The sequence below is a fragment of the Geomonas ferrireducens genome (genome assembly GCF_004917065.1).
In the GTDB taxonomy this organism is placed as follows: domain Bacteria; phylum Desulfobacterota; class Desulfuromonadia; order Geobacterales; family Geobacteraceae; genus Geomonas; species Geomonas ferrireducens.
On record NZ_SSYA01000003.1, the window covers coordinates 430,870 to 457,194 of the forward strand.

The following is a 26,325-nucleotide window of genomic DNA, read 5'->3' on the forward strand; positions in this document are numbered from 1 at the left end:
CATGCTGCTCGAGATCAACCCTGACAACCCCCAGCCGCGACTCATCGCCAAGGTCGTCGAGATCCTGAAAAACGGCGGCGTCGTCGCCTATCCGACCGACACCACCTACGGCATCGGCTGCAGCATCTTCAGCAAGAAGGGGATCGAGCGGATCTACCAAATCAAGCAGCGCGACAAGAAGAAACCCTTTTCCTTCATCTGCTCCGATATGGCCGAGATCTCCCGTTACGCGCGCGTCTCGAACTACGCCTTCAAGCAGCTGCGCCGCCTGCTCCCGGGGGCGTACACCTTCGTCCTCGAGGCGAACTCGGTGGTTCCCGATCTCGTACAGACCAAGCAGAGGACGGTCGGCATCCGCATGCCGGACAACGCGATCTGCCTGGCCATCGTGAAGGAACTCGGCGCACCCATCGTTACCACGAGCGCCAACCTCTCCGGCGAGGATCCGATCGGCAACCCTTGGGAGGTCGAGCACGAGCTGGGTAAACAGCTCGACCTGGTGGTGGACGGCGGCGATCTCACCGCCGACGTAAGCTCCGTTGTCAGCCTGATCGGCGACCGCCCCGAAGTGCTCCGCAAAGGGGTCGGCGACGTGAGCTGGTGCGAATAGCACCGGTTACCTGAGGTTTTAAGATGCGTAAAACTACCGTGCGTCGCGGCATAAAAGCGATCAACGCGGGCCTCATCGCCCTGATCGCCGCCACCTTCTTCCATGGCGAGATCTCCGCCCTCTTAATGCTGGGCCTCGCCGGCGAGGCACGTCTTACCTTCTTCGGCTTCTTCATGGCGGGGATGCTGGGCGGCTTCGGCGTCCTGGTCGCCGCGCTCGGGCTCGTGCAAGGGAGCGCGGCAGAGTCTCGTACCCGCCTGCTCCCAAGCTTCATGCTCCTTTTCTCGCTGGTCGTCCTCTTCTTCGTCCTGACCTACACCTGGATCACCACCCCCACTCCGCCACCCCTGCAGCGTGGCGAAAGCATAACCATATAGACCAAACCCCGATTCAGGACCTGATTCCGGCTGAGAACCGCTTTTCTTAGCCTGTTTTTCTTTCCCGTTCATGATATATTGCAACCGATAAAAATAATTAAAAGGGAGGGTGGCATGTTTCGTCTCACCATTCACACTGCGTTTGCCGCGGCCCACAATCTGATCAACTACCAGGGGGACTGCGAGAACCTGCACGGCCACAACTGGAAGGTGGAGGTTTCCATCACCACCGACGAGCTCGACAAGGCCGGTCTCGGCATCGACTTCAAGATCCTCAAGAAGGAAACCAACAACCTTTTGAAGACGCTCGATCACAAGTACCTGAACGAGCTCGCACCGTTTTCCGAGATCTCCCCGTCGTCCGAGAACATCGCCCGCTACCTGTACCATGAACTGACCAAGATCTTCGGGTCGGACAAGGTGAAGGTCGAGATGGTCACGGTCTGGGAATCGGACTTTGCCGCCGCGAGCTACTATGAGTAAGCTGCAGGCCCCCCTGGTAGAATGCTTCTCCTCCATTCAGGGGGAGGGGGTGCTGGTAGGTCTGCGCCAGGTCTTTCTCCGCTTTGCCGGCTGCAACCTGAACTGCAGCTTCTGTGACACCCCGGGGATGTCCGCCATTCCGGACGAGTGCCTCCTGGAGCTCACCCCCGGGCGGCGTGACTTTCAGAAGGTGCCGAACCCGGTCACGCTGGAGCGGGTCGCGACGCTTCTGGAGAGCTGGGGTGCCGCCTGGCCGGGCATCCACCACTCGATCAGCATCACCGGCGGTGAGCCGCTCCTGCACGGCGCCCTCCTGGAGGAGTGGCTTCCGGAGCTGAGAGAGCTCCTCCCCATCTACCTGGAGACCAACGGGACGCTTCCCGAGGCCTTGGCGCCGCTCATCCCGCACCTGGACAGCATAGGGATGGACATCAAGCTCCCTTCCGCCTCCGGGTGCCCCGAGCTGTGGGACCAGCACCACGCCTTCCTGGAACTCGCGGCGATGAAGGACGTCTTCGTGAAGATCGTCGTCGACCAGAGCACCGAGGAGTGGGAGATCCGTCGTTCCTGCGCCATGATCGATGCGGTGGACCCCACCATACCGCTCATCCTGCAGCCGTTGACGCGGGAAGACGGGACCATCGGCATCACCGCGCTGCGGGCGCTCGAGCTCCAGGAACTCTGCTCTTCCCTGAAGGAGGTCCGCGTCATCCCGCAGACCCACAAGTTCATGGGACAGCTGTAGTTCCGTCGCCTGGCCTGCAGATAGAAATCTAAACAGGGGCGCCTTCCCGGGTGCCCTTTTCTTTTTACGCCCCGGCCGATATAATGAGTGGCTGCTGCTTCCCAGGAGGTTCCCGCTTTGCCGAAACCAGCCAAAGTAGACGAGATGAACGCGGTACTCGAAGAGCTCTCCAGCCAGCACTTGAAGGGGAAGGTGAGGGCGCTCCGCCTGAGCCTCATGGCCCTTTTGACCGGGGGGCACATACTCCTCGAGGACATCCCCGGGCTCGGCAAGACCACCATGGCGCTCGCCTTCGCCAGCGCGCTGGGCCTTTCCTTCGGGCGGGTCCAGTGCACCAGTGACCTGCTCCCCTCCGACATCACCGGCCTCTCCGTCTTCGACCGCACCGAGGGTCGCTTCAACTTCATCAAGGGGCCGATCTTCAACAACATCGTCCTCATCGACGAGATCAACCGCGCCATGCCGAAGACCCAGAGCGCCCTGCTCGAGGCGATGGAGGAGCGGCGCGTAACCGTCGAGGGGGTGACCTACCAGCTCCCCGAGCCGTTCATGGTGCTCGCCACCCAGAACCCGGTCGAGCAGGTGGGGACCTATCCACTCCCCGAATCGCAGATGGACCGGTTCCTGATCAGGACCGGCATCGGCTATCCCCCGGAGGAGGTCGAGAAGGGGATACTGAGGCAGGGGAGCATCAGGGACGAGATCCTCCACATCCCCCCCCTCTTGCAGCACGACGACCTCGTAGAGGCGATCCGCAGCGTGAGGGAGCAGGTTTACGTGGGCGAGAAGGTGACCGACTACATCTACGCCATCATCAAGGCGACCCGGACCCACCCGCTGGTCCAGACCGGGCTTTCCACCCGCGGCGGCATCGGCATGGTGGACGTCGCCAAGGCCGCAGCCTACCTGCACGGCCGGGACTTCGTTGCACCCGAGGACGTCCGGGACGTGGTGCATGCGGTCTGCCCGCACCGCCTCATCTTCCGCCCGGAGCACGAAGGGGTGGACAAGGAGCACGTATTAAACGCGATACTGAAAGAAATACCCCTCCCTCTCACATAAGGCTCACCAAGGGGGGCGGGCTTTACGTCGCCTCCACGCTACTTCTCGGCGTCTCCGCGGTCAACACCGGCAACAACCTCCTCTTCCTCGTCGTCGCCGCGATGCTCTCCTTCATGGCGGTAACCGGGGTGCTGGGGTGGCTGAACATCCGCGGCATCGCCCTCAGCGTGCGGCTGCCGGACGAGGTCTACGCGGGCACCGAAACGCTCCTGCCGGTCGTCGCGGAAAACGGCAAGCGCTTCCTCCCGTCCTTCCTGATCAGGGTGACCCTGTTGGGGAACTCCACGAGCTTCACCCTCCTTGAACGCAACCGTCCGCAGAACGCGGCGCTCCTTCTCTCATTCCGCGAGCGCGGTCCCCTTAAGCTTCCCGACGCCATGGTGAGCTCCCCGTTCCCGGTCAATTTCTTCGTGCGCGCCGCGGCGGTACATCTGCCGGTTGAGGGAATCATCTTTCCTGCACCCCGTTCCATCCCGGTACCGGCGTCGGGGGGGAAGCCCGACGCGGGGGAGGCGGTTTCCGCGGCAGCGTCCGGCTACGACGGCGAGCTTGCCAAGATTTCGGACTATCGCGGCGGCGAGCCGCTGAAGCTCATCCACTGGCGCCTCTCGGCCAAGCACGAGGTGTTCAAGGTGAAGGAGCTGACGGCGACCGCGGCGGAGCCGCTCGTCATCGACCTCGACGCGGTGCCGGGGCGCGACCTGGAAGAGCGCCTCTCCTGCGGCACCTTCCTCGTGAACCGGCTGGCGCGGGCGGGGCGGCCGGTAGGACTCAAGCTCGGGGAGCGCGTCGTCCCCCCCGGCACCACCCGGACACATCGGCTCAAACTGCTCACGGAGCTTGCCCTATATGGTAAGGGTTGATCTTTTTCTGAGCGGGCTCACCGCCTGCATCGCGCTTATCGGGTACCTCCCCCTGATGGCGCACCTGGGCCTCTTCGCACGGGTTTTCTTCCCTGCCGCGCTGCTCGCAGGAGTGTACCTGTACTACAGCGGACGCTCGCTGCCGGGGCGGGTGCTCACCCCGTTATCGATACTCCTCTTTATCTACCTAGCCTCCGGTTTCAGCGTCAACCGGCTCGTCCCGGTCACCGCCGACCTCCTCGTCATCTTCCTCGGGGTGAGGCTTCTCGGAGAGCGCAGCGGACGCCACTACCTGCAGGCGTTCGCGCTTTCACTCTTCTGCCTAGCCGCTTCCTCGCTCTTCGAGATGTCGGCGCTCTTTCTCGTCTACCTCTTCGCCCTGCTTCTCCTTGTTGCCGTGGCGCTGGTGCTCCTCACCTTCCACGCCCAGGACGAGGCGATCCTTCTCACCCGGTACGAAGCGAAGAAGGTGGTGACGGTTGCGCTTCTCATGCCGGTTGTCGCGCTGCCGCTGCTTCTTTTCTTCTTCTTCATCCTCCCGAGGACGCAGTACCCGCTCTGGAACTTCCTGAAGGCTCCGGCGGAGAAGCGGATCGGGTTCTCCGACACGGTGAAGCCTGGGAGTGCCCCCGCGGTCAGCGCGGTGAAGGGGGTGGTGCTGCGGGCCGTCTCGCCGAAAGTCCCGGAAGAGAAGCTTTACTGGCGCGGCGTGGTGCTGAACTCGTTCAAAAACGACGCCTGGGTCAGGAAGGGGGTAACTGGGGAAATAGAGAGCGTCCCGGCCGGTGAGCGGGTGACGCAGGAAATCTATCCCGAGCAGTCGCAAAGCGCCTACCTCCCCGCGCTGAACGTCGGGCGCGCCGTCTCGGGGCTGCGCAACGATGCCTCGACCGACGGTGTTTTCGTCGCCAGACGCCCGTTGGACCAGAAGGTGAAGTACCTGGCTGAGTCCGCGCTGAGCGACGTCATTCGAGCGCGAGGGGTGGACCGTGCCTTCTATCTGGAGCTCCCCGGCAATATATCACAGCGGATGAGGGGCAAAGGGCGTGAGGTGGCACAAAAAGGTGGGAATGCCGTGCAGCGGATGCGGCTTCTGGAGGATTTCTTCCGGGGGCAGCGGCTCACCTACGCCAACAGCGGTATGGCCGTCGGGGATGACCCGCTCGACTCCTTCCTCTTCGACAAGAAGCGGGGCAACTGCGAGTATTTCGCGTCGAGCTACGCGATAATGCTGCGCCTGGCCGGGGTCCCTTCACGTCTCGTCGGCGGTTACCGCGGCGGGATCTACAACGACATCGGGGGATACTACCTGGTCACCGAGGAGATGGCGCACGTCTGGGTCGAGGCGTACGAGGATGGGGTCGGATGGCGCTTCGTCGACCCGAGCGCGTGGGCCCTGGGGGCGGTGCGCGGCGCGTCGGCCGCCGGATTCGCGAAATACCTCGACATGGCCGGCTTCTACTGGGACAAGGCCGTGGTGACTTACGACCTGGAAAAGCAGATCGCCCTGGTGCGTGAGGCGGGGAGCAGGGTGCGTAACCTGCACCTTCCCGAGAAGAGTGGCAAGGGGCTCCTCGTCGTCATGCTCGTCGTAGTGCCGCTCACCCTCGTGGCCGTCTGGATCAGGCGCCGTCCGCCGAGCGTGGAAGCCCGCCTGCTGCGGCGCATGATCCGCGTGGCGGCCAGGCGTCATCCGGGGGAAATCGAGGGGGGGGAGGGGCTCTTCGAGCTCGCCGCGCGCCTTGACGACCCGCACCTGAAGCGGTTCGCCTCCATCTACGGAGGTGCCGTGTACCGCGACCGCTCCCTGAGCCGGGAAGAGGTGGTGCAGTTGGAGGAAATCATACGGCTCGCGTCCCAGCATCTTCCTTGACACAACGGGCACTTTGCTTTAGTTTTAGGGTTCCAATTTTCAGGTGGTAAGAGGCGTTAACTTGGCTTCCAAAAAAGACAAAATTCTGGAGAGCGCACAAAAGTTCGTGCTCAAGGGGCAGATCGACAAGGCCATCAAGGACTACCAGCAGGTGGTGGCCATGGAGCCCAACGACATCAGGTTTCGGCAGCGCCTGGCCGAGCTCCTGGTACGCGACAACCGCAAGGAAGAGGCGATCCAGCAGTACGAGGATATCGGCAAGCACTACGCCGACAACTGCTACTACCTGAAAGCGATCGCAATCTACAAGCAAATCCAGCGACTCAATCCCGGCAGCATCCCAACCGCCCTCAACATCGCGTGGCTGAACCACCAGCAGGGGCTCATCGGCAACGCATTGGCCGAGTACGGCCAGGTTGCCGCCCAGTACGAGAAGGAAAACCTCCCGAAGGAGGCGCTCAAGGTAGTGGAGAAGATGCTGGAGGTGGATCACGACCACGCCGCCACCCGCCTCAAGTATGCCGAACTCCTCTACGTCACCGGGGCGCACGAACAGTCCCGGGAGGCGTACCAGGATTTGGCTGCCGCCTTTAAGGCGAAGGGCCTTAACAACGAGGCCGCTTCAGTCGCGGCACGCCTCACCGAGCTCTTCCCGGAGCATCTGCAAACGCCAGCGGCAAGCATCACCGCCGAACCGTTGGAGGTGTCTCTGCCGACGGACCCGTTCGGGGGAGGAGCGAGTGTCACAGCTGCCGCGGAACAGCCTGCCGCAGCGTGGGAAATCCAGGAGCCGGCCGATGAGCCGGAGCTTCCCGAGTGGGAGAGCGAGGAGGCCGAACTCCCTGACCCCTTTGCACCAGCGCCGGCCGGGCCGGAGGAGGTTGTTCCCGCCCCCGTGGAGGCGCCGTCCCCGTGGGAGGCGGCACCCGTGCCCGAGGCTGCCGTGGCAGAGACCGCCTGGGAGGAGGAGATCGAGCTCGATCTGGGCGATGACCTCTTCGAAGCCCCCGAGGAAGCCGCGCCGGCGACGCCCCTGGTCCTGAGCGTACCCGAGCCCGCACCGGTCGAAGAGCCTGAGGCTGTGGCGACCGAACTCGAGCTCCCCATGGAATTACCCATGGAGCTCGACTTCGAGGAGGCGGCGGAGTCGGTCGAGGAGCCGGAAGAGGAAGTGCAAGCGGCGGTCGAACTCGATTTCGAAGAGGAAGAGTCGCTGGAGCTCACCTTGCCGCAGGAAGCCTCCCCCTTCGGAGACTTCGAGTGGGAGAGCGAACCGGAAGAGTTGGCGGAGGTGGAGCAGTTGCACCCGGAAGAGGCCGAACTGGCTCAGGCTGAACCTTTCGAGGCGCAGTGGCTCGAGGAACCGGAAGCGGTCTCTGAGGAGGCGGTCGAGTCGCATGGATGGGAGGAGATCTATCCCGAGGCGGCGGCAGGCGACGGTGCCGAGATGGACCTCATGGAGCTCGAAAGCCACTATGACTTGGGGATCGGCTACAAGGAGATGGGGATGTACGCGGGGGCCATCAAGGAGCTGGAGATCGCCGCCGCGAACCCGCAGCGCCGTTTCGCCTGCCTGACCCTGCAGGCCATCTGTTACCGGGAAAAAGGAGAGCCGGAGCGAGCGGAGGACCTGTTGCGGCGCGGCCTCGCGCTGAGCGTGATATCAAAAGACGAGCGCATCGCCCTCAGCTACGAGCTGGCGGTGCTTTTCGAGGGGACCGGCAGGACCGAGGAGGCGATCGAGTTCTACCGCGAGGTGGTGCGGGGCAATCCCGCCTATCAGAACGCCTCGGACCGGCTTTTTGCCCTCTCCGGCGAGGAGCCTCTCGACATCATCGATCTGGAACTGGAAGAGTAGTCGGTTACCAGGACATGAGATTCAGCGGCGGGACCAGTCGGATCGGCGCCATGAAGACGTCGGCCGTATAGCTTTCGGGGACCGGCGGGAGCGGGCCGGCGCTTTCCAGCATCTTCTGCACCGCCCGGTCGTACACGATGTTGCCGGAACTGATCATGATGTTGCTGCCGAGGATCCGGCCGCTCCTGTCGATCATCAGGTTCACCACGATCGTCTTCACCTTGTCGTCCTTCTGCTCGAGCCACCACTTCTCGTTGACCCCCTGCAGGACATTCTGGTAGTACTCCTTGATGTCGGGACGCAGAGAATCGCCGTCGCTGAGTGCCTTGAAGAACCCCTTGGTAAGCCCCATCCCGAAGGAACTTTTCGTCTCCTCCACCGCGGCCTGCGCAGGGGTGGGAGGAACGGGGGATGCCACCTGCTGTGCCGCCTGTGGAAGCTCGCGTGCGGGGGGCGTTTCCGGAAGCGGTTCGGCTTCTTCGTCAGACTTCATCGGCTGCGGGATCGGTTCGGGCTGCGGCTTTACCGCCGGGGCGGCGGGCGCGGGGATGGATTTCAGATCGACGTAGGTTACGGCGGGGCGCGGTGGTGCTCCCCCGCCGCCGGGAAGACCCACTAGAACGACGGCCAGCACCGTGTGCAGAAACAGCGATGCGGCAAGCCCGAGGACGAACTGCTTGTTCGGCCTTAGCGTGTACTCCTCTTCCTCGAGCGGATCCAGTGCATCTTCCATGGTGAAGGTACGTCCTTCTCCCCCGGCAGGGGGATTTTTTGCGTTCGGCGTCCGTCATGTATAACAAATTAGCCGCGTCGCTGGCAACCAAAGAAAGCCGTTTACGTCAAAGCAACGGCTAGATGGCTACGAAGCGCCATAGCTGACCTCAGCTCCCCCCTTTGCGAAGGGGGGGACGGGGGGGATTTGCTTTGAAGAACCAAAACAAAAGGGACCCCGAAAGGTCCCTTTTTACGTTCCAGTTGAATTTCCAGCAGACTACATGCTCTGCGCATCCACCACGGCGATGGCCGCCATGTTGACGATGGTGGCGACGTCGTCCCCTCTTTGCAGCACGTGCACAGGTTTCTTCATCCCCATGAGCAGCGGCCCGATCGCCTCGGCGCCACCCAGGCGGTGCAGGAGCTTGTAACAGATGTTCCCCGAGTTGAGATCGGGGAAGATGAGGATGTTGGCGGCTCCCGTGAGCGTCGAGAAGGTGTAGTTGGACAAAAGCTCCGGCGTCACCGCGGTGTCCGCCTGCATCTCCCCGTCGATCTCGAGCTCCGGGTCGCGCTCCTTAACGATCTCCACGGCCCGCTTCACCTTCAGGGTGAGGGCGTGGTGCACCGAGCCGAAGTTGGCGAAGGAGAGCATGGCGATGCGCGGCACGATGTCGAGAAGCCTCACCTTCTCGGCGGCGAGAAGCGCCGTCTCGGCCAGCTCCTCGGCGGTCGGCTCGATCTCCACCGTGGTGTCGGCCATGAAATAGATACCCTTCTTGAAGACCATCATGTACATGCCGTGCACGCCGGAGAGCTGCGGCTGCCTCCCGATCACCTCCAGTGCCGGCCTGATGGTGTCCGGGTAATGGGTGTCGATGCCCCCTAAAAGGGCGTCGGCGTCCCCCATGTGCACCATCATGGAACCGAAGTGGTTGCGCGACTTGCGGCGCACGATGCGGTGCGCCTCGGAAAGGGTGATCCCCTTTCTTTGCCTCAGGCGGTAAAGCTCCTGCGCGTAGGTCTCGGTGAGCTCGCTCTCCTCCGGGTCGACGATGGGGACCGAGAGCTCCAGCCCGAGTTCCGCGATCCTCGCCTCCACCTTCTTCCGGTTGCCGATCAGGATCGGTTTCGCGATTCCCTCCTCGACGAGGTGGTGGGCGGCCTTCAGGATCTTCTCGTGGTCTCCCTCTGGGAAGACGATCCTCCTCGGATCGCACTTAGCCTTGTTGATGATGGCGCGCATGGTCTCCTTGGCGCGACCCTGCAGGGTCTCCAGCCACTCGACGTAGCGGTCCATGTCCTCGATCGGGGTGCGGGCGACGCCGCTCTCCATGGCGGCTCTCGCGACGGCCGGGGCGACCCGCAGCAGCGCCCTCGGATCGAAGGGCTTCGGAATGATGTAGTTGCGCCCGAAGGAGAAGCTCTCGTTGCCGTAGGCGCGGCAGACCGAGTCGGGACACTCCTCGCGGGCCAGTGCGGCGAGGGCCTCGACCGCCGCCTTCTTCATCTCCTCGTTGATGGTGCTCGCGCGCACGTCGAGGGCGCCGCGGAAGATGAAGGGGAAGCCGAGGACGTTGTTCACCTGGTTCGGGTAATCGCTTCTGCCTGTGGCCATGATGACGTCGGAGCGGACCGAGAGCGCCTCCTCCGGGGTGATCTCCGGGTCCGGATTCGCCATCGCCATGATGATCGGGTCCTTCGCCATGCCGCGCACCATCTGCGGGGTCACCGCCCCCTTGGCGGAGACGCCGATGAAGACGTCGGCCCCCAGCATCGCGTCCTCCAGTGTGCGCGTTTCGGTGTCGAGCGCGAGACGCTCCTTGTAGGGGTTCATCCCCTCGCTTCTCCCCTTGTAGATCACCCCCTTGGTGTCGCACATGCAGAGATTTCCCGGGGCGGCCCCGAGGGAGAGGGCGAGGTTCGCGCAGGCTATGCCGGCGGCCCCGGCGCCGTTCACCACGATCCGCACCTCCCCGATCCTCTTCCCCACGAGATGCAGCGCGTTGATGAGCGCCGCGGAGCAGATGATCGCGGTGCCGTGCTGATCGTCGTGGAAGACCGGGATGTTCATGGTCTTCTTTAGTTCCTCCTCGATGTAGAAGCACTCCGGCGCCTTGATGTCCTCGAGGTTGATGCCGCCGAAGGTGGGCTCCAGGAGCTGCACCACCTTGATCACGTCGTCGGGGTGCTCGCTCTTCACCTCCAGGTCGAAGACGTCCACGTCGGCGAAGCGCTTGAAGAGGACCCCTTTCCCCTCCATGACCGGTTTGCCCGCCAGCGCGCCTATGTTGCCGAGGCCTAACACCGCGGTGCCGTTTGAGACCACCGCCACCAGGTTCCCCTTGGCGGTGTAGAGGTAGGCGTCCGACGGGCTTTCCTGGATCGCGAGACAAGGTTCGGCGACCCCGGGGGTGTATGCGAGTGAGAGGTCCAGCGAGGTGAGACAGGGCTTTGAGGAAACGACTTCGATCTTGCCCCTGCGACCCGCGGCATGGTATTGCAATGCGTCATTCTTCTTCGTCATGGTATCCTCCTCGGTCAGTATGGTGAGGGTGATCTTTTTAGACTGGAGAAAGCTACGTAAGCGCTGGTTCTTTAACAGGAGATGCGGTCACGGAAATGGATGTTGTGGTGGGGCTGCGAAATTATAGCATGACGCGTCCGGTCCACAATGACCGCGCAGGAAACGAGAATCAATGCCGGACATCCTCAAGTTTCAGCTGGTCTTCTTGCAATGTCATGGCGGGGTTGTAAATTGAGAGAGTTTGGTTATAATCAGCCGGCTTTTGACAGGACATCCGGCAGGAGGAGTCATGGACAGGCTTTTTGCTCCATGGAGGGTTGAGTACCTGACGCAGCCGCCGGCGTCGGGCTGCATTTTCTGCGCGCAGGGGGACGACAGGGAGCTCCTGATCGTGCATCGCACCCCGCTTGGTCGCGTGATGCTGAACCGCTACCCATACAGCAACGGCCACCTGCTGGTATCGCTCAACCGGCACACGGCGGAGCTGAACGACCTGACGGGCGAAGAGATGCAGGAGCTCCTCATGACCGTGGCGCTATGCAAGGATGTGCTGATCAAGGCGAGCAAACCAGACGGCTTCAACATCGGTCTGAACCTCGGCAAGGCTGCCGGGGCCGGTGTCGAGGACCATCTGCACATGCACGTGGTGCCGCGCTGGAACGGCGACAGCAATTTCATGTCCGTGATCGCCGACGTCCGGGTGCTCCCGGAGTCGCTCTGGGCAACCTACGATCGGCTGAAGCCGTTTTTCGAGGAGGCGCGTTGAAGGGAAAAGGGTGCATCGGCATCGACATCGGGGGGACCAACCTGCGCCTGGCGCTGGTCGACCAGGAAGGGCGCGTGCTCGCGAGGAACGAAGAGGCGACTCTTCCCGCGGCCGGGCTCCCTTTCCTCCTCTCAAGGCTCGAGTTCGCACTCGAAGGGCTTAGGGAGACGGCCCGCTCGGCGGGGATGGAGGTAGTCGCGGTAGGCGCAGGAGTGCCCGGACTCGTAGGTCGGGACGGCGTGGTGCGCGCCAGCGTCAACATACCCGCGCTCGAGGAGGTGCGGCTCGGGGAGGAGATCGAGAAAACGGTGGGGCTGCCGGTGCTCCTTGTGAACGATGCCAATGCCTGCGCCGTGGCCGAGCATCGCTTCGGTGCAGGGCGCGGCTGCTCTTCGCTCCTCGTCGTCACCCTCGGCACCGGCATCGGCGCCGGACTCATCCTGGACGGAAGGCTATGGACCGGAGCCGATGGCGCCGCGGGGGAGCTTGGACACGTCCCGGTTGAGCCGCTCGGGCGCCCCTGCGGCTGCGGCGCGCGCGGTTGTCTCGAACAGTACGCCTCGGCGACCGCCATATCCGGCGGGAGCGGTGACGCGGAAGCGGTCGCCGCGATGGCAAGGGGAGGGGATGCCGGGTCACTCACCCTCTTTGCGGAGGCGGGACGCTATCTCGGCATCGCGGCGGCGGGGGTGGTGAACCTCTTGAACCTCGAGGCGGTGATCCTCGCGGGGGGCGTTTCGGGAAGCTTCGAACTTTTGGAGCCGTCCCTGCGCCGGGAGCTTTCCGCCCGCAGTATTGCCGTTCCCGGTGCCCGCGTCCGCATCCTCAAAGGGAGCCTCGGCAACGACGCCGGCGTCCTCGGTGCCGCGGCCCTGGCCTGCAGTTCACTCCCTCTGTAGTTCCCGCAGACTTCTCTCATTATTCAGACTACCTTTCGATAAAGATATGCTATAGTTGCCGCTGCCCCGCAGGCCCGGGGACACAAAAGACCCATGGAGGCGCTCATGTCGTTGCATAAAAGCTTCATTGCAGCAGCAATTTCCTTTCTCCTTTTGACCTCAGCCGCAGCATCCTTCGCCGCGACCCCGGAAGAGTCCTTTCGCAGCACTTTCCCGCAGGTAGCCTTGGACAGCATGACGCCGACCGAGATCCCGGGACTGTACGAGGTGGTCAGCGGCCAGAACATCTTCTACTACTACCCTGACAAGCAACTGGTGCTGACCGGCGAGATCGTGAACAAGGACCTGAAGAGCCTGACCGCCGAGCGCAAAGGGCAGCTTGCCGCGAAGCTCGTGAAGGATCTCCCGCTCGACAAGGCGTTGAAGATCGGCGACGGCAAGAAGGTGGTGATCGAGTTCACCGACCCGGATTGCCCCTACTGCAGGAAGGGCGCCGAGTACTTCACCAAGCGCAGCGACGTGACCCAGTACATCTTCTTTGCGCCGCTTGCCCACCCGGGCGCCATCACCAAGATCGAGTACATCCTCTCCGCCGAGAACAAGACCCAGGCCTACGACGCGATGATGCTCGGGCAGGAAATCCCCGCGTCGGCCAAGCCCGCGTCGGCGGAGATCAAGAAGCTGGCGCAGGAGCACATGGCGCTCGCAAGGAAGGTGGGGATCAGCGGGACGCCGACCTTCTTCGTCAACGGCCAGATGGTGGTGGGGGCGGACACGAAGAAGCTGGACGAGCTCCTGAAGTAAGCTTACGGCTCGGGCGTGACCGAGACGGTGCCGAACCTGCCGTCGTAGCCCGGATCGATCTCGACCTCGCCCCGCCGCATCCTGCCGATCGCGACCGCGAGGGGCGCCGCCGAGACGGCGATCTCTTCAAGCGGTGCCTCAAGAAGGACGTGAAACTCGTTTCCCAACCGGCCCAGGAGCTCGAAGTAGAGCTTCTGGGCTTTTTTGCTGCCGCTTCCGACGCGAAGCGTCGCAGCGATCAGGTCGATCAGAGGAATGACGGAGCAGAAAGGGGGCGCCCCGGCGGGTCTCGTCCCGGAGGGACGGTCCGCAACGGACTCCAGCCGGTGCAGCACCCCAACGGTCACCTTTCCGCCGCATGCCGGGCAGCGGTAACCGTTGGCGACCGTTTCCGAGGGGGTAAGGCGCACGCCGCAGCACCTGTGGCCGTCGGCATGGTACTTCCCCTGTTCGGGGAAGAATTCGATGGTCCCGGACAACCCTTCGCCGGAGCTGATGGCGCGGTAGATCCCCTGGTAAGAAGGGTCGGTGTCGAAGATGGTCGCTTCCCGCCCGAGCTTCGATGCGGAATGGGCGTCCGAGTTGGAGACGAGGGTGATGCCGTCGAGTGCGGAGATGCGCCAGTTCATGGCGGGGTCGGAGGAAAGTCCGGTCTCGATGGCGAAGACGTGGGGGGCGAGCTCCTCGAAGCACTCCTCCAGCGTGTTGAAACCGGAGAAGGCGCCGAAGACGGAGAAGTGAGGTGTCCAGGCGTGAGCCGGGATGAGCAGCGCCTCGGGGGAGGCCTCGAGCAGCATGGCGAGGAGGTCCTTCGCGTCGAGCTTCAGGATCGGCCTGCCGTCCGAGGCGATGCTCCCGACCCTGGCGAGCCTCTCGTTCAGCCTGCGCACCGCGTCGAGGTCTGGAAGGAGCACCAGGCAGTGCACTTTCCTGGTGCGACCGTTTTTACGGTAGATGCAGCTGATCTCACCGCTGGGCAGGAAGGAAACCGGCGCGAGGCAGCGCTCCGGCACGTCGGGGGCGCCGCAAAGGTCGAGGGTCTCCCGAAGCCGGAAGAGCCCGTTGCCGTCCGGGACGAGTTCGTGTTCGAGTTCCTCGAGCCACAAGGGATGGGTGCAGTCGCCGGTGCCGATGACCCGGATACCCTTCAGCTGTCCCCAGCGCCAGAGGCTTTCGAGGCCTAGGTCGCGGCTCGTGGCTATGGAATAGCGCGAATGGATGTGCAGGTCCGCGATGAATCTCATCTGTGTCCTGGTGGGTGGTCCGCCTTCAGGCGCGGCGGGCGGGGGTGCGGGGGGCAGGGGGACGGCTCAGGCGCCCGCCTTGTTGCCGAACTTCGTGACCATGTGCTGACGGTAGCTCGAGATGTCGCTGCGCAGCGAGGCGAGCTTCGACATCTTCTCGTCGATCTTCTCGATATGCTCGTCCAGTATCTCCACCAGGCGCGGCACCATGCGCTCGGTCTGCTTCGCCTCGCCGTACGCCGCGTAAAGCTCCTGCATTTCCCTGATGGTGAGGCCCAGTTCCTTCAGCTTGATGATGAACTTGATCCGGCGCACGTAATAAGGGGTGAAACCTCGGGTTGCGCCGTCGCTTCTGGGAACGCTCTCGATGATGCCTACTTCTTCCCAGTAGCGTATGGTCCTGGTGGTGAGCCCCAGCGCAGAGGCGACCTCCCCGATGGAGGTGACTTCTTCGCCGTCCGTCAATATGTCCATGGAGTCCTCGTGGTGTTAAATTCCAAGCTAATCTAGAACATGGCGTTCTGGGTGTCAATCGCTTTCCGGCCGGAAAGGTGCGGAAAAGTACGCGATACGCCATATAAAATGCGCGGTTTACAAAACGACGTTTTTGGGATATGTAGTCCAAAAAGCGACAAAAGGAGGCCATCGACATGGACATTTTCCAGGCCATAACCGGGCGGCGCAGCATCCGCAAGTACAAACCGACGCCGGTTGAACCAGGCAAAATAAAACAGGTACTTAACTTGGCGCGTCTGGCGCCTTCCTGGAAGAACCTGCAGTGCTGGCGTTTCCTGGTGCTGACCGAGCCGGAGCGCATCGGACGCCTGCTCGAGGCCTTCCCGGACGACAATCCGGGCAAAAAGGCGATAGCATCGGCACCGTGCATCGTCTTGGTCTGTGCCGATCCCAACGAGAGCGGCGTCGAAAACGGCATCGAGTACTACATCGCCGACGCGGCGCTCGCCTTCGACCATCTCTGCCTCGCCGCCTACGGGCTCGGGCTTGGGACCTGCTGGATGGGGTGGTACGACGAGGAGCCCATCAAGGAGGCGCTCGGCATTCCCGCCGCAATCAAGGTGGTGGGGCTCACGCCGCTTGGGTATCCCGACCAGTCCCCCAATCCCCGCCCGCGCAAGGAACTGGCGGAGGTGGCCTTCAGCGAGGAGTGGGGGAACAGCCGGTGGTGAGCGGACGATGATTTCCGCATTCGCCGCCAAGGTTACCATGCCGCGGGTCGAGCAGCCGCACCGGACCGTGCTCGCCTTCCTGCTGCAACGTTTCCCGAAGATCCCGCCGGAGGTGTGGGAGCGTCGCGTCGCCGAAGGGAAGGTGCTCTCGGAAGACGGTACGCCGATCACCCCCGAGACTCCCTACGCGCCGCAGAAGCGGGTCTTTTATTTCAGGGAGATCGAGAATGAGCAGGTCATCCCTTTCACCGAAGAGATCCTCTTTCAAAACGAGGAACTGCTGGTGGCGTGCAAGCCCCATTTCCTTCCCGTTACGCCGGTAGGGGCCTACCTCGAGCAGAGCCTCCTGCACAGGCTGCGCAGACGGACCGGGATCGATCACATCGTTCCGCTGCACCGCATCGACCGCGAGACCGCCGGCCTCGTCCTCTTCTCCGTGAACCCGGCCACCCGCGGCCTTTACGGGGGACTTTTCCGGCAGGGGCGGATCGAGAAGAGCTACCTCGCCCTTTCCGAGGGGAAGGTGCCGGGTGAAGAGTGGAGCGTCGAGAGCAGGCTCGTGCCGGGTGACCCTTGGTACACCATGACGGTCGCGCCGGGAGAGGCGAACGCCCGCTCGCGGATAAAGCGCATCGGCGAAAAGGGGGGCGTGTCGCTCTTCTCGCTCGTTCCGCACACCGGCAAGACGCACCAGTTGCGGGTGCACATGAGCAGTCTCGGGATGCCGATCATGCACGACAGACTTTACCCGCAACTGCGTCCCCGGCAGTTCGATGATTTCGAAAAGCCGCTTCAGCTCCTGGCGCACACGCTCCGATTCGAGGACCCGGTGACCGGGAAAGTCATGGAGTTTCGGTCGAATCGGGAGCTTTTGTGGTAATCTAGAACGGTCTGCGGCTGGAGCAGGTCCGGTACACGGAGGTGCAAGATGGCCAAGAACGTGCTTTTGATGGTTGATTACGGCGTCAACAACAGCATTCATGTCGGCCTCTTCAAGATTCATCTGAAAGAGGCGGGATGGCGCGAGGGGTTCCTCGAGGGGGCCTTTGAAAAGAGCATGGACCTTCCCGATGCCATGATAGAGAAGGTGGTGCAGGAAGAGTTCGACAGCGCGGCCAACCAGGCTTCCTTCAAGAAGACTTATTGCGAGCTGTTCGTCACTGAGGATGAGCTGAAGTTCTCTTGGGACTGGAACACCCCTTAGCCGGGTTACAAGTATTAAATATCTGGACAAGATCCACGAGGATTGGTTAATATCCCACCTATGAAAAAACCCGCAGCAATATTCATCATTTTCTTCACTTTGGCAGTGGTAGGTTTTGGAACATGGCAACTCTTCAAAGGGAATTTTGAGGCGGCTTTCTCTTCCGTTCCATTCCTGCTGATCATCTACTTTTTTATTAAACCTTACCGTAGCACTTGACGATAAGCGTCACATCCTTTTTGAGACTCATGATGCTTTCCCGCAGTTTGTTGTGATTGCAGTGAAAGCTCCGGTTTCGCATTGGCATCGATTACCGGCTGCTCTTGTGTAATGTCGATGGGAGAAATCATGTCCAATTGTGTGCTCGTTATCGATGACTCCACCGCCATACGGGAACAGGTGGTGCGCACCCTGAAAGATGTCGGCCTTTTCGAGCAGTACCGGGAAGCGCGGGACGGCCTGGAAGGGTTCAAGACGCTGATCGAATCCAAGGCCGACCTCGTCATCTGCGACGTCGACATGCCGCGCATGGACGGCTACAAGTTCCTGCAGTTGGTGGCATCGCGCCCCGACCTGCAGGGGCTTCCCATCATCATGCTGACCGGCATGATGGACTTCAACTCGAAGATCAGGGGGCTCGAACAGGGGGCAAGCGACTACCTCACCAAGCCGTTCGATCCCGGCGAGCTCGTGGCGCGGGTCCGGGTGCAACTTAAGATCAAGTCCCTGCAGGACGATCTGAGGAAGGCCAATGAGCAGTTGAAGCGCCTGACCAACATCGATCATCTCACCAACCTCTTCAACAGGCGTTACCTGGCCGAGATAATGGACGGTGAGTTCATCAGGGCCAGACGTAACCACGAAAATCTCTCCCTCGTCATTTTTGACATCGATTACTTCAAGAGCGTGAACGACACCTACGGGCACCAAAACGGCGATGTCGTCCTCTCGGCCGTCGCGGGTATCGCCCAGCAGCAGATGCGCGCCTACGACAGCGCTGCGCGTTACGGCGGCGAAGAGTTTGTCCTGGTGCTCCCCGGTACTGCGCTCGAAGGAGGCGTCATCGTTGCCGAGCGCCTGCGTCAGGCCGTGCTTGAATCCTCCTTTCCTCCCCCCATGGAAGATCTCACCCTCACCATCAGCGCCGGGGTCGCCACCTACCCGGGCCCGTCCGTTGAGAACATCGACTCGCTGTTTCGCCGCGCCGACGAGGCGCTGTATCGGGCGAAGCAGAGCGGTAGAAACCGCGTCGAGATGATGCCGACCTGAAAAAATTAGATATATTTAAGAAAATAACTTGAAAAAATTCTAATTTAATTGTAAACGTACCTTCTGCTCGACACCGAACCAGGAGGACGTTCCATGGACAGTTTTGACGAAGCCTACGCCAGGTACCTGAAGTTGCTGGCGAAGCTCGATCGTACCGACGATGTCGCGGAAAAGAACCAGCTCTTTCGCCAGCTAATGCACCTGCTGTGTGAGCTGGAGCAGAATCTGAAAGCCGTAAAGGCTAAACAGGGTGATTGGTCCAGGCGGGAAGAGCTCGCCTACTGGATCTAGTTTTTTCTCCATCCTTTTCCGTCAGGCCTCCCCACAACACATCCCCCCGTTGTCAGTTCCTTCGCGTCTGCCGCTCCCGCGTAATTCATTAAGATGTTTGACACATTTCGTTACTCCTATATCCTATAATTAAAGTTCCTGACGGTGCGCCGACCCGCGGCTCGCACCGTTCTTTCAATCCCAGCTGGAGGAGGTTGCCATGAAGATTCTGGTATGCATAAAGCAGGTGCCGGATATGGAGTCCCGGTTCAAACCTGATGCTTCGGGCGTCTGGTACGCCGATACGGACCTTGCCTTTAGAGTGAACGAGTACGACGAGTACGCCATCGAGCAGGCCGTGCTGCTCAAGGAGCAACTGGGCGGCGAGCCTGAGGTTACCGTGCTCTCGATAGGGCCGGACCGGGTGGTCGAGGCGATCAAGAAGGGGCTTTCGATGGGCGGGGACCGCGGTGTTCACGTGCAAGATGCAGCGGCACACCTGAAGGATTCCTGGCAGGTGGCGTCGATAATCGCCGCCTATGCCGCCGGGGAGGGGTTCGACCTCATCCTCACCGGGTTGCAATCACAAGATCGAGGTTCCGCCCAGGTCGGCGTCACCGTTGCGGAGCTGCTCGACTATGCCTGCGCCACCACCGTGGTCGGCTTTGAGTATGCCGATGGCACCGTTACGGTGAAGCGCGAGCTGGAAGGAGGGGTGAAGGGGACGGTGCGCCTGAAGATGCCGGCCGTGGTGACCTGCCAATTGGGGCTGAACCAGCCGCGCTACCCCACACTGCCAAATATCATGAAGGCGAAGAAAAAAGAGGTCCGCGTCATCCCTGTAGCCGAGTTGCTGCATCAGGATCAAAGGGTGGCTCCGGTCGAATTCCGGGCTCCGGCCAAGAAGGGAAGCGCCGTGGTGCTGGAAGGGGAGCTCGCCGACCAGGTCGACCGTCTCATCGGGATACTGAAGGACAAGACAGCGGTGCTGCGCTAGGGGGATGCCATGAAACTCTTACTGATCGGTGAATGCCGTGAAGGCAAGTTGTTGGAATACAGCTACGAGCTCTTCGGGTTCGCTTCGCAGGCGGGAGCAGAAACCGCAATGCTCATCGTCGGCGGGGATGGGTCCCTTCCCGGATACGGTGGTACCGTCTACTTGGCCGATGCAGGCAAGTACGGCGAGTACAACCCGGACCTGCACAAGCGTCTGGTGCAGGCGGTAGTCGAGCGGGAGCGGCCGGACTACGTGGTGTTCATGCACACCTCTTACGGCTGGGATCTGGCGCCGAGGGTCGCGGCCCTGTTAAAGGTGCCGCAGGTTTCCGAGGTGGTCGCGCTGGCGGAAGGGGGAGGTTTCGAGCGGCCCTGCCTGAGCCAGAAGATGCGTCAGGTCGTGAAGCCGCAGGGAACGCCCGTGGTGCTCACCCTGCAGGGGGGAGCCTTTCCCGCGCTGGTGCCGGGGGGGACGCCGCAGGTGCAGCCGGTCGACGCGTCGGGGGAGGGGAGGCTCGAGTTTCTGGGCTATGAAGCGGCGGCGCGCAAAGGGGTGGATTTGACCAAGGCCGAAGTGATCGTCAGCGTAGGGCGTGGTGTCGGCAAGAAGGAGAACATACCCGTCATCGCCGAGCTTGCCAGGGTGCTCGGAGGTGAAGTCGGGGCGAGCCGCCCCGTCGTGGATAGCGGCTGGATGGATGCAGGGAGCCAGGTCGGGGTGACCGGGCAGACGGTGAGTCCCAAGTTGTACGTGGCGTGCGGCATCAGCGGGGCGATTCAGCATCTGGCGGGGATGAAGAAGTCCGGGTTCATCGTAGCCATCAACAAGGACAAGGAAGCCCCCATAGCCGGGGTTGCCGACGTGCTGGTGGTGGCCGACGTGATGCAGTTCGTCCCAGCACTGACCGCGAAGCTGGCAAAGTAGCGCAGCGGCCGGCGGACCCTCTAACCCTCTGACCAGTCGGACCAGTCGGACCAGTCGGACCAGTCGGACCAGTCGGACCAGTCGGAGTGGCCGTAACAAGGCAGGAGGCGCTGATGAACGGTTCTGACGACCTCATTCTGCCGCACGGCGGCTTTCGCCGCTTGCGCAGCTTCGTGGTGGCTTTGGCCGCCTACGACGGCACCATCATCTTTTGCGACCGTTTCATCGACAAGCGCTCGCGCACCCACGACCAGATGGTGCAGGCCGCGCGCAGCGGCGTGCAGAACATAGCCGAAGGCTCTCTCGCCTCTGGCACTTCGAAAAAAACCGAGCTTAAACTGACCGGAGTCGCCCGCGCCAGCTTGGGGGAGCTGATCCGCGACTACGAGGACTACCTGCGCCAGAACGGTCTGCAGATTTGGGACAAAGATTCCCCAAAGGTAAGGGGGATGCGTGCAAGGCTCGCCGGACGGCTGACCAAGTCGGAGAGGTCGGACAGGTCGGACAGGTCAGACAGGTCAGACAGGTCAGACAGGTCAGACAGGTCAGACAGGTCAGACAGGTCAGACAGGTCAGACAGGTCAGACAGGTCGGAGTTTTTCGACGAACCTTTGCTGGCTGCTTTGCGAGCCCTGCGCACCAGCAGCGCGGAGGTGGGCGCCAACATCCTCCTCTGCCTGTCCCACCAGGCAAGCTTCCTGCTAAGACGCCAGATGGAGCGCCAGGAACATGACTTAGTCCAAAACGGCGGCTTCACGGAAAGACTCTACAACTACCGCAAAGAGCACCGCTGACACAAAAAAGGCGCGGCAGCCATCGGCTGCCGCGCCTTCTCTTAACAACACCTGCGAAGCCTACCGCATCAGCTCCAAAAACTCCTCTTCACTCAAAACGCTCACGCCAAGCTGCCGCGCTTTCTCGAGCTTGCTCCCGGCGTCGGCGCCGGCCACCACATAGTCGGTCTTCTTGGAAACTGACCCCGCGGCATGCGCTCCTTCCTGCTCTACCATCTTCTTGGCCTCGTCCCTGGTGAACTTCTCCAGGGCACCGGTGAAGACGAAGGTCTTGCCGGTGAACCGGCCGCCGACCCGCTTCTCCTCGACCTTGGGACTCACCCCGGCCGCTTTGAGACGCTCGATCACCTTCAGGTTCTCTTCGTTTCTGAAGAAATCGGCGATGCTCGCTGCTACCTGCGGACCTACCTCGCGGATGCTGGTCAACTCTTCTTGGCCGGCTTTGGCGAGGTTGTCGATGCTGCCGAAGGCACCGGCCAGAAGCTTCGCGGTGTGCTCCCCCACGTGCCTTATGCCTAGCGCGAAGATGAGCCTGGAGAGCTCACGCTTCTTGCTCGCCTCGATGGCGTTCAACAGGTTCTCGGCAAGCTTCTTCCCCATCCGCTCGAACTGCATGAAATCCTCTTCCTTGAGCGCATAGATGTCGGCCACGTCCCTGATCAGCTTCAGACTCAACAACTGTTCGATGAACTTGTCCCCGAGTCCCTCGATGTCCATGGCGCGCCGCGAGGCAAAATGCTTCACCCGCTCAAGCAACTGCGCCGGGCAGGCGAAGGCGACGCAACGCACGGCGACCTCGTCGGGGATACGCACTACTTCGCCGCCGCAAACCGGACAATGCACCGGGACCTCCGGTTTGACCGCGCCTTCGGGGCGCTTGTCCAACTGTACCTGCACCACGGCGGGGATGACGTCGCCGGCACGCTCGACGATGACGGTGTCACCTTCACGGATGTCCTTGCGCTCGAGCTCCTCCCAGTTGTGCAGCGTGGCGCGGGACACCATGACGCCGGATACGTTCACCGGCTTCAAAAAGGCAACCGGGGTGATGACGCCGGTACGCCCGACGGAATGGAAGATCTTTTCTACTACCGTCGTCGCCTGCCGGGGAGGGAACTTCCAGGCGATGGCCCAGCGCGGCGAACGGCTCTTTTCCCCAAGCTCGCGCTGCATGGTGAAGGAGTCCACTTTCACCACGACGCCGTCAATCTCGTAGGGGAGTTCCTCGCGTTGCTCCATCATCTCCTGGTAATAGGCGAGCATCGCTCCGATGCCCCTCACCACGCGGGTAAGCGGATTCACAGGGAGGCGCCATTTTGGAATGGTCTCCAGGAAATTGCTCTGCGAGGTGAAGTCGGCGCCGGCAATCTCCCCCGGTGCATAGCAGAAGATGCTAAGCGGGCGCTTGGCGGTTATGCGGGAGTCGAGCTGACGCAGTGACCCGGCGGCCGCGTTCCTCGGGTTGGCGAAGGGAGGTTCTCCTGCCTCCTCGCGCTCCTGGTTGAACTTCCGGAAAGGGGCAAGCGGCAGGTACACCTCGCCGCGAACGGTAAGAAGTTCAGGGGCCTTGTCCGTCTCCAGACGCAGCGGCACGTCTTTGATCGTCTTCAGGTTCTGCGTCACGTCCTCGCCCACGACGCCGTCACCACGGGTCGAGCCGATCTCCAGAAGCCCCTGCCGGTACACGAGCTCTACGGCGACACCGTCCATCTTCGGTTCGCAGACGTACGCAATCTCCGCGTCCCCGGAAAGACCTAAGAAGCGCTTGACCCGGTCGTCGAAGTCGATCATGTCCTGCTCGGTGAAGGCGTTTTCCAGCGAGAGCATGGGGAGGGTGTGGCGCACCTGGGAAAACTTGGCGAGCGGCCTTCCTCCTACGCGCTTCGTGGGTGAATCGGGAAGAGCGAGCTCCGGGAACTCGGTTTCCAGCGCGAGCAGCTCGCGAAACAGCGCGTCGTACTCCGCGTCGGTTATTTCCGGCATGTCCTGCTCGTAGTAAAGGCGGTTGTTGCGCTCGATCTCTTGCGCGAGCCAGACGATGCGCTCCCCTGCGGCTTGTGCTTCCATTTTCTCGGACCTCGATGGCTTTTGTCGTGAACGCTGCTTTATAGCACACCCTTCAAGAGATTAACAACGGGAGATGGCTTGCAGCGCGTCATCAAAGATAAGCGCGGCGGCCTCGTTGTTAAACTCGCGGCTGTCGCGCGGAAGGTTCACCAGACGACACTTAAGCTGAGTGGCATCAGGTGTAAACCCGGTGGCCGAACCCCGACAAACATCCCTGCCCGCCTGGCTCGTTGTCCGGGACCACACTTCTTTAATCTGACACCCTAAAATAGCAAATGTACCTCTTACTTTACTAATACAAGCCTCTACATTAACAAGTGAGACCGGCTCATTAAGGCGTGGCGCACATTTTGGGTCATTTCCCGGCCAATTTAGATGCGGAGAACGGCCCGCAGTGGTAAAAATGACGCACACTCGTCGCTTGCCGGGACGTAAATTAGCAAATGATGGTCTTACTTTGTTCTACTGCACCCATACATTAACAAACGCACCCCTTCTTTTTCTTAAAGCAGACCTTACATTAACAAATTACGCCCCTGCTTTTTCTTGAAGTAGACCTTACATTAATAAAAGCGCCCCTGCTTTTCCTAAAAGCGACCTTTGCATTAACGAGATGCACGTCCAAAGTTCTTTCCCTGTTGTGTGTGGAGGGTTAGGCAGGAGGTGGATGGGGGAGACGCGATACCGCCTTGCATTGCCCTGCGGCATCTGGTAACAATACGGCGGCTTTTTTCATCTCGCAGAGGATTACATGCTCGACCTTTCACGTCTAAATCCCGAACAGCTTGCCGCGGTAAAGCATACCGAAGGGGCACTCCTGGTTCTTGCCGGTGCCGGTTCCGGTAAGACCGGCGTCATCACGTATCGCATCGCGCACCTTATCCTGAACCTGAAGGTGCCGGCGGACCGCATCCTGGCCGTCACCTTCACCAACAAGGCGGCAAAGGAGATGAAGGAGCGCGTCGAGCACCTGGTCGGACGTCGTGATTCGAAGGGGATCGTCCTGTCGACCTTCCACTCCCTGGGAGTGCGCGTGCTCAAGCGGGACATCGAACGCTTGGGGTACAAGAAGAACTTCTCGATCTACTCAACCGCCGATCAGGTGGGACTCGTGCGGCAGATCGTTCGTGAAGTGAACACGGACAGCAAAAAGTACGATCCGGAGAGCATCATTTGGCGCATCTCCGGCGCGAAGAACAAGTTGATCCCGCCCGATCGCTATACCCCGAACCCGCTGGACGACGTGGACATGATGGCCGCCCTGGTCTATCCCCGCTACCAGTCCGCGCTGAAGGCGTTCAATGCCATCGACTTCGACGACATCATCATGCTCACCGCAGAGCTTTTACAGCACCACCCGCCGGTGTTGAAGCACTGGCAGGAGCGCTTCAGCTACCTCATGGTGGACGAGTACCAGGACACCAACTCCTCCCAATACCTCCTGGTGAACCTTCTTGCCGCAGGCAGCGGCAACCTCTGCGTCGTCGGTGACGACGACCAGTCCATCTACGGATGGCGCGGCGCCGATGTCGGGAACATCCTCGACTTCGAGAAGGACTTCAAGGGGTGCCGCACCATCAAGCTTGAGCAGAACTACCGCTCCACCGGCAACATCCTCGATGCAGCCAACAGCGTGATCGGCAACAACAAGGTGCGAAAGGCGAAGCGCCTCTGGACCGCGTCGGGGGAGGGACCGCTCGTCGACCTCTGCATCGTGCAGGACGACGAGGAGGAGGCAACCAGCGTGGTCGAGCGCATCCAACTGGAGCGCTTCAAGAAGAACATCCCATATAGCGACTTCGCCATCCTCTACCGCACCAACGCGCAGAGCCGTGCCTTCGAGGAGCAGCTGCGCTTCGAGGACATCCCCTACGTACTCGTGGGGGGCACCCAGTTCTTCGAAAGGAAGGAGGTCAAAGACTCCCTTTCCTACTTGAAGGTGATCGCGAACCCCCTGGACGAGGTGGCTCTTCTGCGCATCGTCAACTTCCCCAGGCGCGGTATCGGCGACAGCACGGTGATCCGCATCAACCAGTGGTCGCTCGAAAAGGAGATCCCTCTTTTCGAGGCGTTCAGCCGTGTCGCCGAGATAGAGGGGGTCGCCGACAACATCAAAGAGAAGGTGCATGCGTTCCACCAGACCCTGCTCGACGCCGCGGCGGCGTTCAAGGAAGAGGGGGGGCTCGCGGAGAGAGGGAAGATCCTCTTCGAGAAGCTGAAGATCGAGGAGGAAATCTTCCGCACCATCGACGACCAGAAGACCGCGCGCCGGAAGGTGGAGAACGTGGAGCAGATTATCAACTCCATGGCCGCGTACGAGGAGCGCGTGCCGCAGGCGACCCTCGGGGGCTTCATCGAGAAGGTCTCCCTCATGGATGAGGACCGTTTCTCCGGCAAGGATAAGAAGGACCACGGCAAGGATGCGGTGACCCTCATGTCGCTGCACTCAAGCAAGGGGCTCGAGTTCCCCTTCGTGTTCCTGGTCGGGATGGAGGATGAGATACTGCCGCACAAGCGGGCCATCTACGAGGACGATACCATCGACGAGGAGCGCCGCCTGTGCTACGTCGGCATCACGCGGGCGAGGCAGCAGCTCGTGATGACGCGGACCATGTACCGGAAAAAGTACGGGAAGCTTGAGGAGCGGGTCCCCTCCAGATTCCTGGAGGAGATCCCGGCGAACGTCTTGAACGTGCAGCAAAGTGGGGTGGCGCGCGAGGTCACGCCGGAAGAGGCGGAAAAGAGCGCGGAGGATTTCTTCGCCAAGATGAAGGCGATGATGGGGTAG

Annotated in this window: 25 protein-coding genes; 20 read left to right on the plus strand and 5 right to left on the minus strand. The window is 61.7% G+C overall.

Translation table 11 applies throughout. The annotated features are described in order from the left end of the window. Position 1: 1 nt before the first annotated feature. The 8 genes from E8L22_RS17745 to E8L22_RS17780 all read left to right on the plus strand — a co-directional run bounded on the left by E8L22_RS17745 (position 2) and on the right by E8L22_RS17780 (position 7,871). Complete coding sequence (locus E8L22_RS17745; RefSeq protein ID WP_135872210.1) at positions 2-610, plus strand: L-threonylcarbamoyladenylate synthase; 609 nt, start codon at positions 2-4, stop codon at positions 608-610. A gap of 23 nt (positions 611-633) precedes the next feature. Next, complete coding sequence (locus E8L22_RS17750; RefSeq protein ID WP_136526465.1) at positions 634-987, plus strand: hypothetical protein; 354 nt, start codon at positions 634-636, stop codon at positions 985-987. A gap of 114 nt (positions 988-1,101) precedes the next feature. Next, complete coding sequence (queD, locus tag E8L22_RS17755; RefSeq protein ID WP_135872206.1) at positions 1,102-1,470, plus strand: 6-carboxytetrahydropterin synthase QueD; 369 nt, start codon at positions 1,102-1,104, stop codon at positions 1,468-1,470. After that, positions 1,463-2,215, plus strand: coding sequence for a 7-carboxy-7-deazaguanine synthase QueE (locus E8L22_RS17760; RefSeq protein WP_136526466.1), 753 nt, complete (start codon positions 1,463-1,465; stop codon positions 2,213-2,215). The genes queD and E8L22_RS17760 overlap by 8 nt, the downstream gene beginning before the upstream one ends. A 144-nt stretch (positions 2,216-2,359) precedes the next feature. After that, the gene (locus E8L22_RS17765) at positions 2,360-3,277 is read left to right on the plus strand and encodes an AAA family ATPase (protein WP_136526904.1); all 918 of its coding nucleotides are present in this window, start codon (positions 2,360-2,362) and stop codon (positions 3,275-3,277) included. A 113-nt stretch (positions 3,278-3,390) separates the two neighbouring features. Next, on the plus strand, positions 3,391-4,140 hold the full coding sequence (locus E8L22_RS17770; RefSeq protein ID WP_246044766.1) for a DUF58 domain-containing protein: 750 nt from the start codon (positions 3,391-3,393) through the stop codon (positions 4,138-4,140). Then, positions 4,127-6,013 (plus strand): transglutaminase family protein, encoded by a 1,887-nt coding sequence (locus E8L22_RS17775; protein WP_136526468.1) that lies wholly within the window; start codon positions 4,127-4,129, stop codon positions 6,011-6,013. The genes E8L22_RS17770 and E8L22_RS17775 overlap by 14 nt, the downstream gene beginning before the upstream one ends. A gap of 61 nt (positions 6,014-6,074) precedes the next feature. Further along, positions 6,075-7,871 carry a tetratricopeptide repeat protein gene (locus tag E8L22_RS17780; RefSeq protein ID WP_136526469.1) on the plus strand — a complete coding sequence of 599 codons (1,797 nt, stop codon included), beginning with the start codon at positions 6,075-6,077 and terminating at the stop codon, positions 7,869-7,871. Between the two features lie 4 nt (positions 7,872-7,875). Here the strand turns inward: E8L22_RS17780 and E8L22_RS17785 are convergent, their stop codons facing one another. Both E8L22_RS17785 and E8L22_RS17790 read right to left on the minus strand, forming a co-directional pair. Beyond that, positions 7,876-8,604 (minus strand): energy transducer TonB, encoded by a 729-nt coding sequence (locus E8L22_RS17785; RefSeq protein WP_136526470.1) that lies wholly within the window; start codon positions 8,602-8,604, stop codon positions 7,876-7,878. A 258-nt stretch (positions 8,605-8,862) separates the two neighbouring features. Beyond that, positions 8,863-11,112: an NADP-dependent malic enzyme gene (locus E8L22_RS17790; RefSeq protein ID WP_136526471.1), complete on the minus strand. Its 2,250-nt coding sequence runs from the start codon at positions 11,110-11,112 to the stop codon at positions 8,863-8,865. 289 nt (positions 11,113-11,401) lie between these two features. Here E8L22_RS17790 and E8L22_RS17795 point away from each other — a divergent pair, with 289 nt between their 5' ends. The 3 genes from E8L22_RS17795 (at position 11,402) to E8L22_RS17805 (ending at position 13,581) form a co-directional block, all read left to right on the plus strand. Next, entirely contained in the window at positions 11,402-11,878 is a 477-nt protein-coding gene (locus E8L22_RS17795) for an HIT family protein (RefSeq protein WP_136526472.1), read from the plus strand. Then, positions 11,875-12,777 carry an ROK family protein gene (locus E8L22_RS17800; protein WP_136526473.1) on the plus strand — a complete coding sequence of 301 codons (903 nt, stop codon included), beginning with the start codon at positions 11,875-11,877 and terminating at the stop codon, positions 12,775-12,777. Before E8L22_RS17795 ends, E8L22_RS17800 begins: the two co-directional genes overlap by 4 nt. Positions 12,778-12,882: 105 nt before the next feature. After that, the gene (locus tag E8L22_RS17805; RefSeq protein ID WP_136526474.1) at positions 12,883-13,581 is read left to right on the plus strand and encodes a DsbC family protein; all 699 of its coding nucleotides are present in this window, start codon (positions 12,883-12,885) and stop codon (positions 13,579-13,581) included. 2 nt (positions 13,582-13,583) lie between these two features. On the opposite strand, the gene E8L22_RS17810 is transcribed toward E8L22_RS17805, so the two are convergent. Together E8L22_RS17810 and E8L22_RS17815 are read right to left on the minus strand one after the other, a co-directional pair. After that, positions 13,584-14,825: an endonuclease Q family protein gene (locus tag E8L22_RS17810; RefSeq protein ID WP_136526475.1), complete on the minus strand. Its 1,242-nt coding sequence runs from the start codon at positions 14,823-14,825 to the stop codon at positions 13,584-13,586. A gap of 66 nt (positions 14,826-14,891) precedes the next feature. Beyond that, positions 14,892-15,299 carry a MerR family transcriptional regulator gene (locus E8L22_RS17815; protein WP_136526476.1) on the minus strand — a complete coding sequence of 136 codons (408 nt, stop codon included), beginning with the start codon at positions 15,297-15,299 and terminating at the stop codon, positions 14,892-14,894. A 176-nt stretch (positions 15,300-15,475) separates the two neighbouring features. On the opposite strand from E8L22_RS17815, the gene E8L22_RS17820 reads away from it, so the two are divergent. The 8 genes from E8L22_RS17820 to E8L22_RS21645 all read left to right on the plus strand — a co-directional run bounded on the left by E8L22_RS17820 (position 15,476) and on the right by E8L22_RS21645 (position 21,470). Further along, entirely contained in the window at positions 15,476-16,012 is a 537-nt protein-coding gene (locus tag E8L22_RS17820) for a nitroreductase family protein (protein ID WP_136526477.1), read from the plus strand. A gap of 7 nt (positions 16,013-16,019) precedes the next feature. Beyond that, positions 16,020-16,892, plus strand: coding sequence for a pseudouridine synthase (locus E8L22_RS17825; protein ID WP_136526478.1), 873 nt, complete (start codon positions 16,020-16,022; stop codon positions 16,890-16,892). 48 nt (positions 16,893-16,940) lie between these two features. Further along, positions 16,941-17,216, plus strand: a complete 276-nt coding sequence (locus E8L22_RS17830; RefSeq protein ID WP_136526479.1) for a hypothetical protein — start codon at positions 16,941-16,943, stop codon at positions 17,214-17,216. 348 nt (positions 17,217-17,564) lie between these two features. Beyond that, complete coding sequence (locus E8L22_RS17835) at positions 17,565-18,485, plus strand: diguanylate cyclase (RefSeq protein WP_136526480.1); 921 nt, start codon at positions 17,565-17,567, stop codon at positions 18,483-18,485. Between the two features lie 93 nt (positions 18,486-18,578). Continuing rightward, entirely contained in the window at positions 18,579-18,776 is a 198-nt protein-coding gene (locus tag E8L22_RS17840) for a hypothetical protein (protein WP_136526481.1), read from the plus strand. Between the two features lie 199 nt (positions 18,777-18,975). Next, complete coding sequence (locus E8L22_RS17845) at positions 18,976-19,752, plus strand: electron transfer flavoprotein subunit beta/FixA family protein (RefSeq protein WP_136526482.1); 777 nt, start codon at positions 18,976-18,978, stop codon at positions 19,750-19,752. 9 nt (positions 19,753-19,761) lie between these two features. Continuing rightward, positions 19,762-20,676, plus strand: coding sequence for an electron transfer flavoprotein subunit alpha/FixB family protein (locus E8L22_RS17850; RefSeq protein WP_136526483.1), 915 nt, complete (start codon positions 19,762-19,764; stop codon positions 20,674-20,676). Positions 20,677-20,789: 113 nt separating this feature from the next. Continuing rightward, a complete protein-coding gene (locus E8L22_RS21645) occupies positions 20,790-21,470 on the plus strand; it encodes a four helix bundle suffix domain-containing protein (protein ID WP_198420186.1) in 681 nt (226 codons plus the stop codon). Positions 21,471-21,530: 60 nt separating this feature from the next. Here E8L22_RS21645 and ligA read toward each other — a convergent pair whose 3' ends face one another. Then, positions 21,531-23,537: an NAD-dependent DNA ligase LigA gene (gene ligA / locus E8L22_RS17865; RefSeq protein WP_136526485.1), complete on the minus strand. Its 2,007-nt coding sequence runs from the start codon at positions 23,535-23,537 to the stop codon at positions 21,531-21,533. A gap of 751 nt (positions 23,538-24,288) precedes the next feature. Here ligA and E8L22_RS17870 point away from each other — a divergent pair. Continuing rightward, positions 24,289-26,325 carry an ATP-dependent helicase gene (locus E8L22_RS17870; protein WP_136526486.1) on the plus strand — a complete coding sequence of 679 codons (2,037 nt, stop codon included), beginning with the start codon at positions 24,289-24,291 and terminating at the stop codon, positions 26,323-26,325.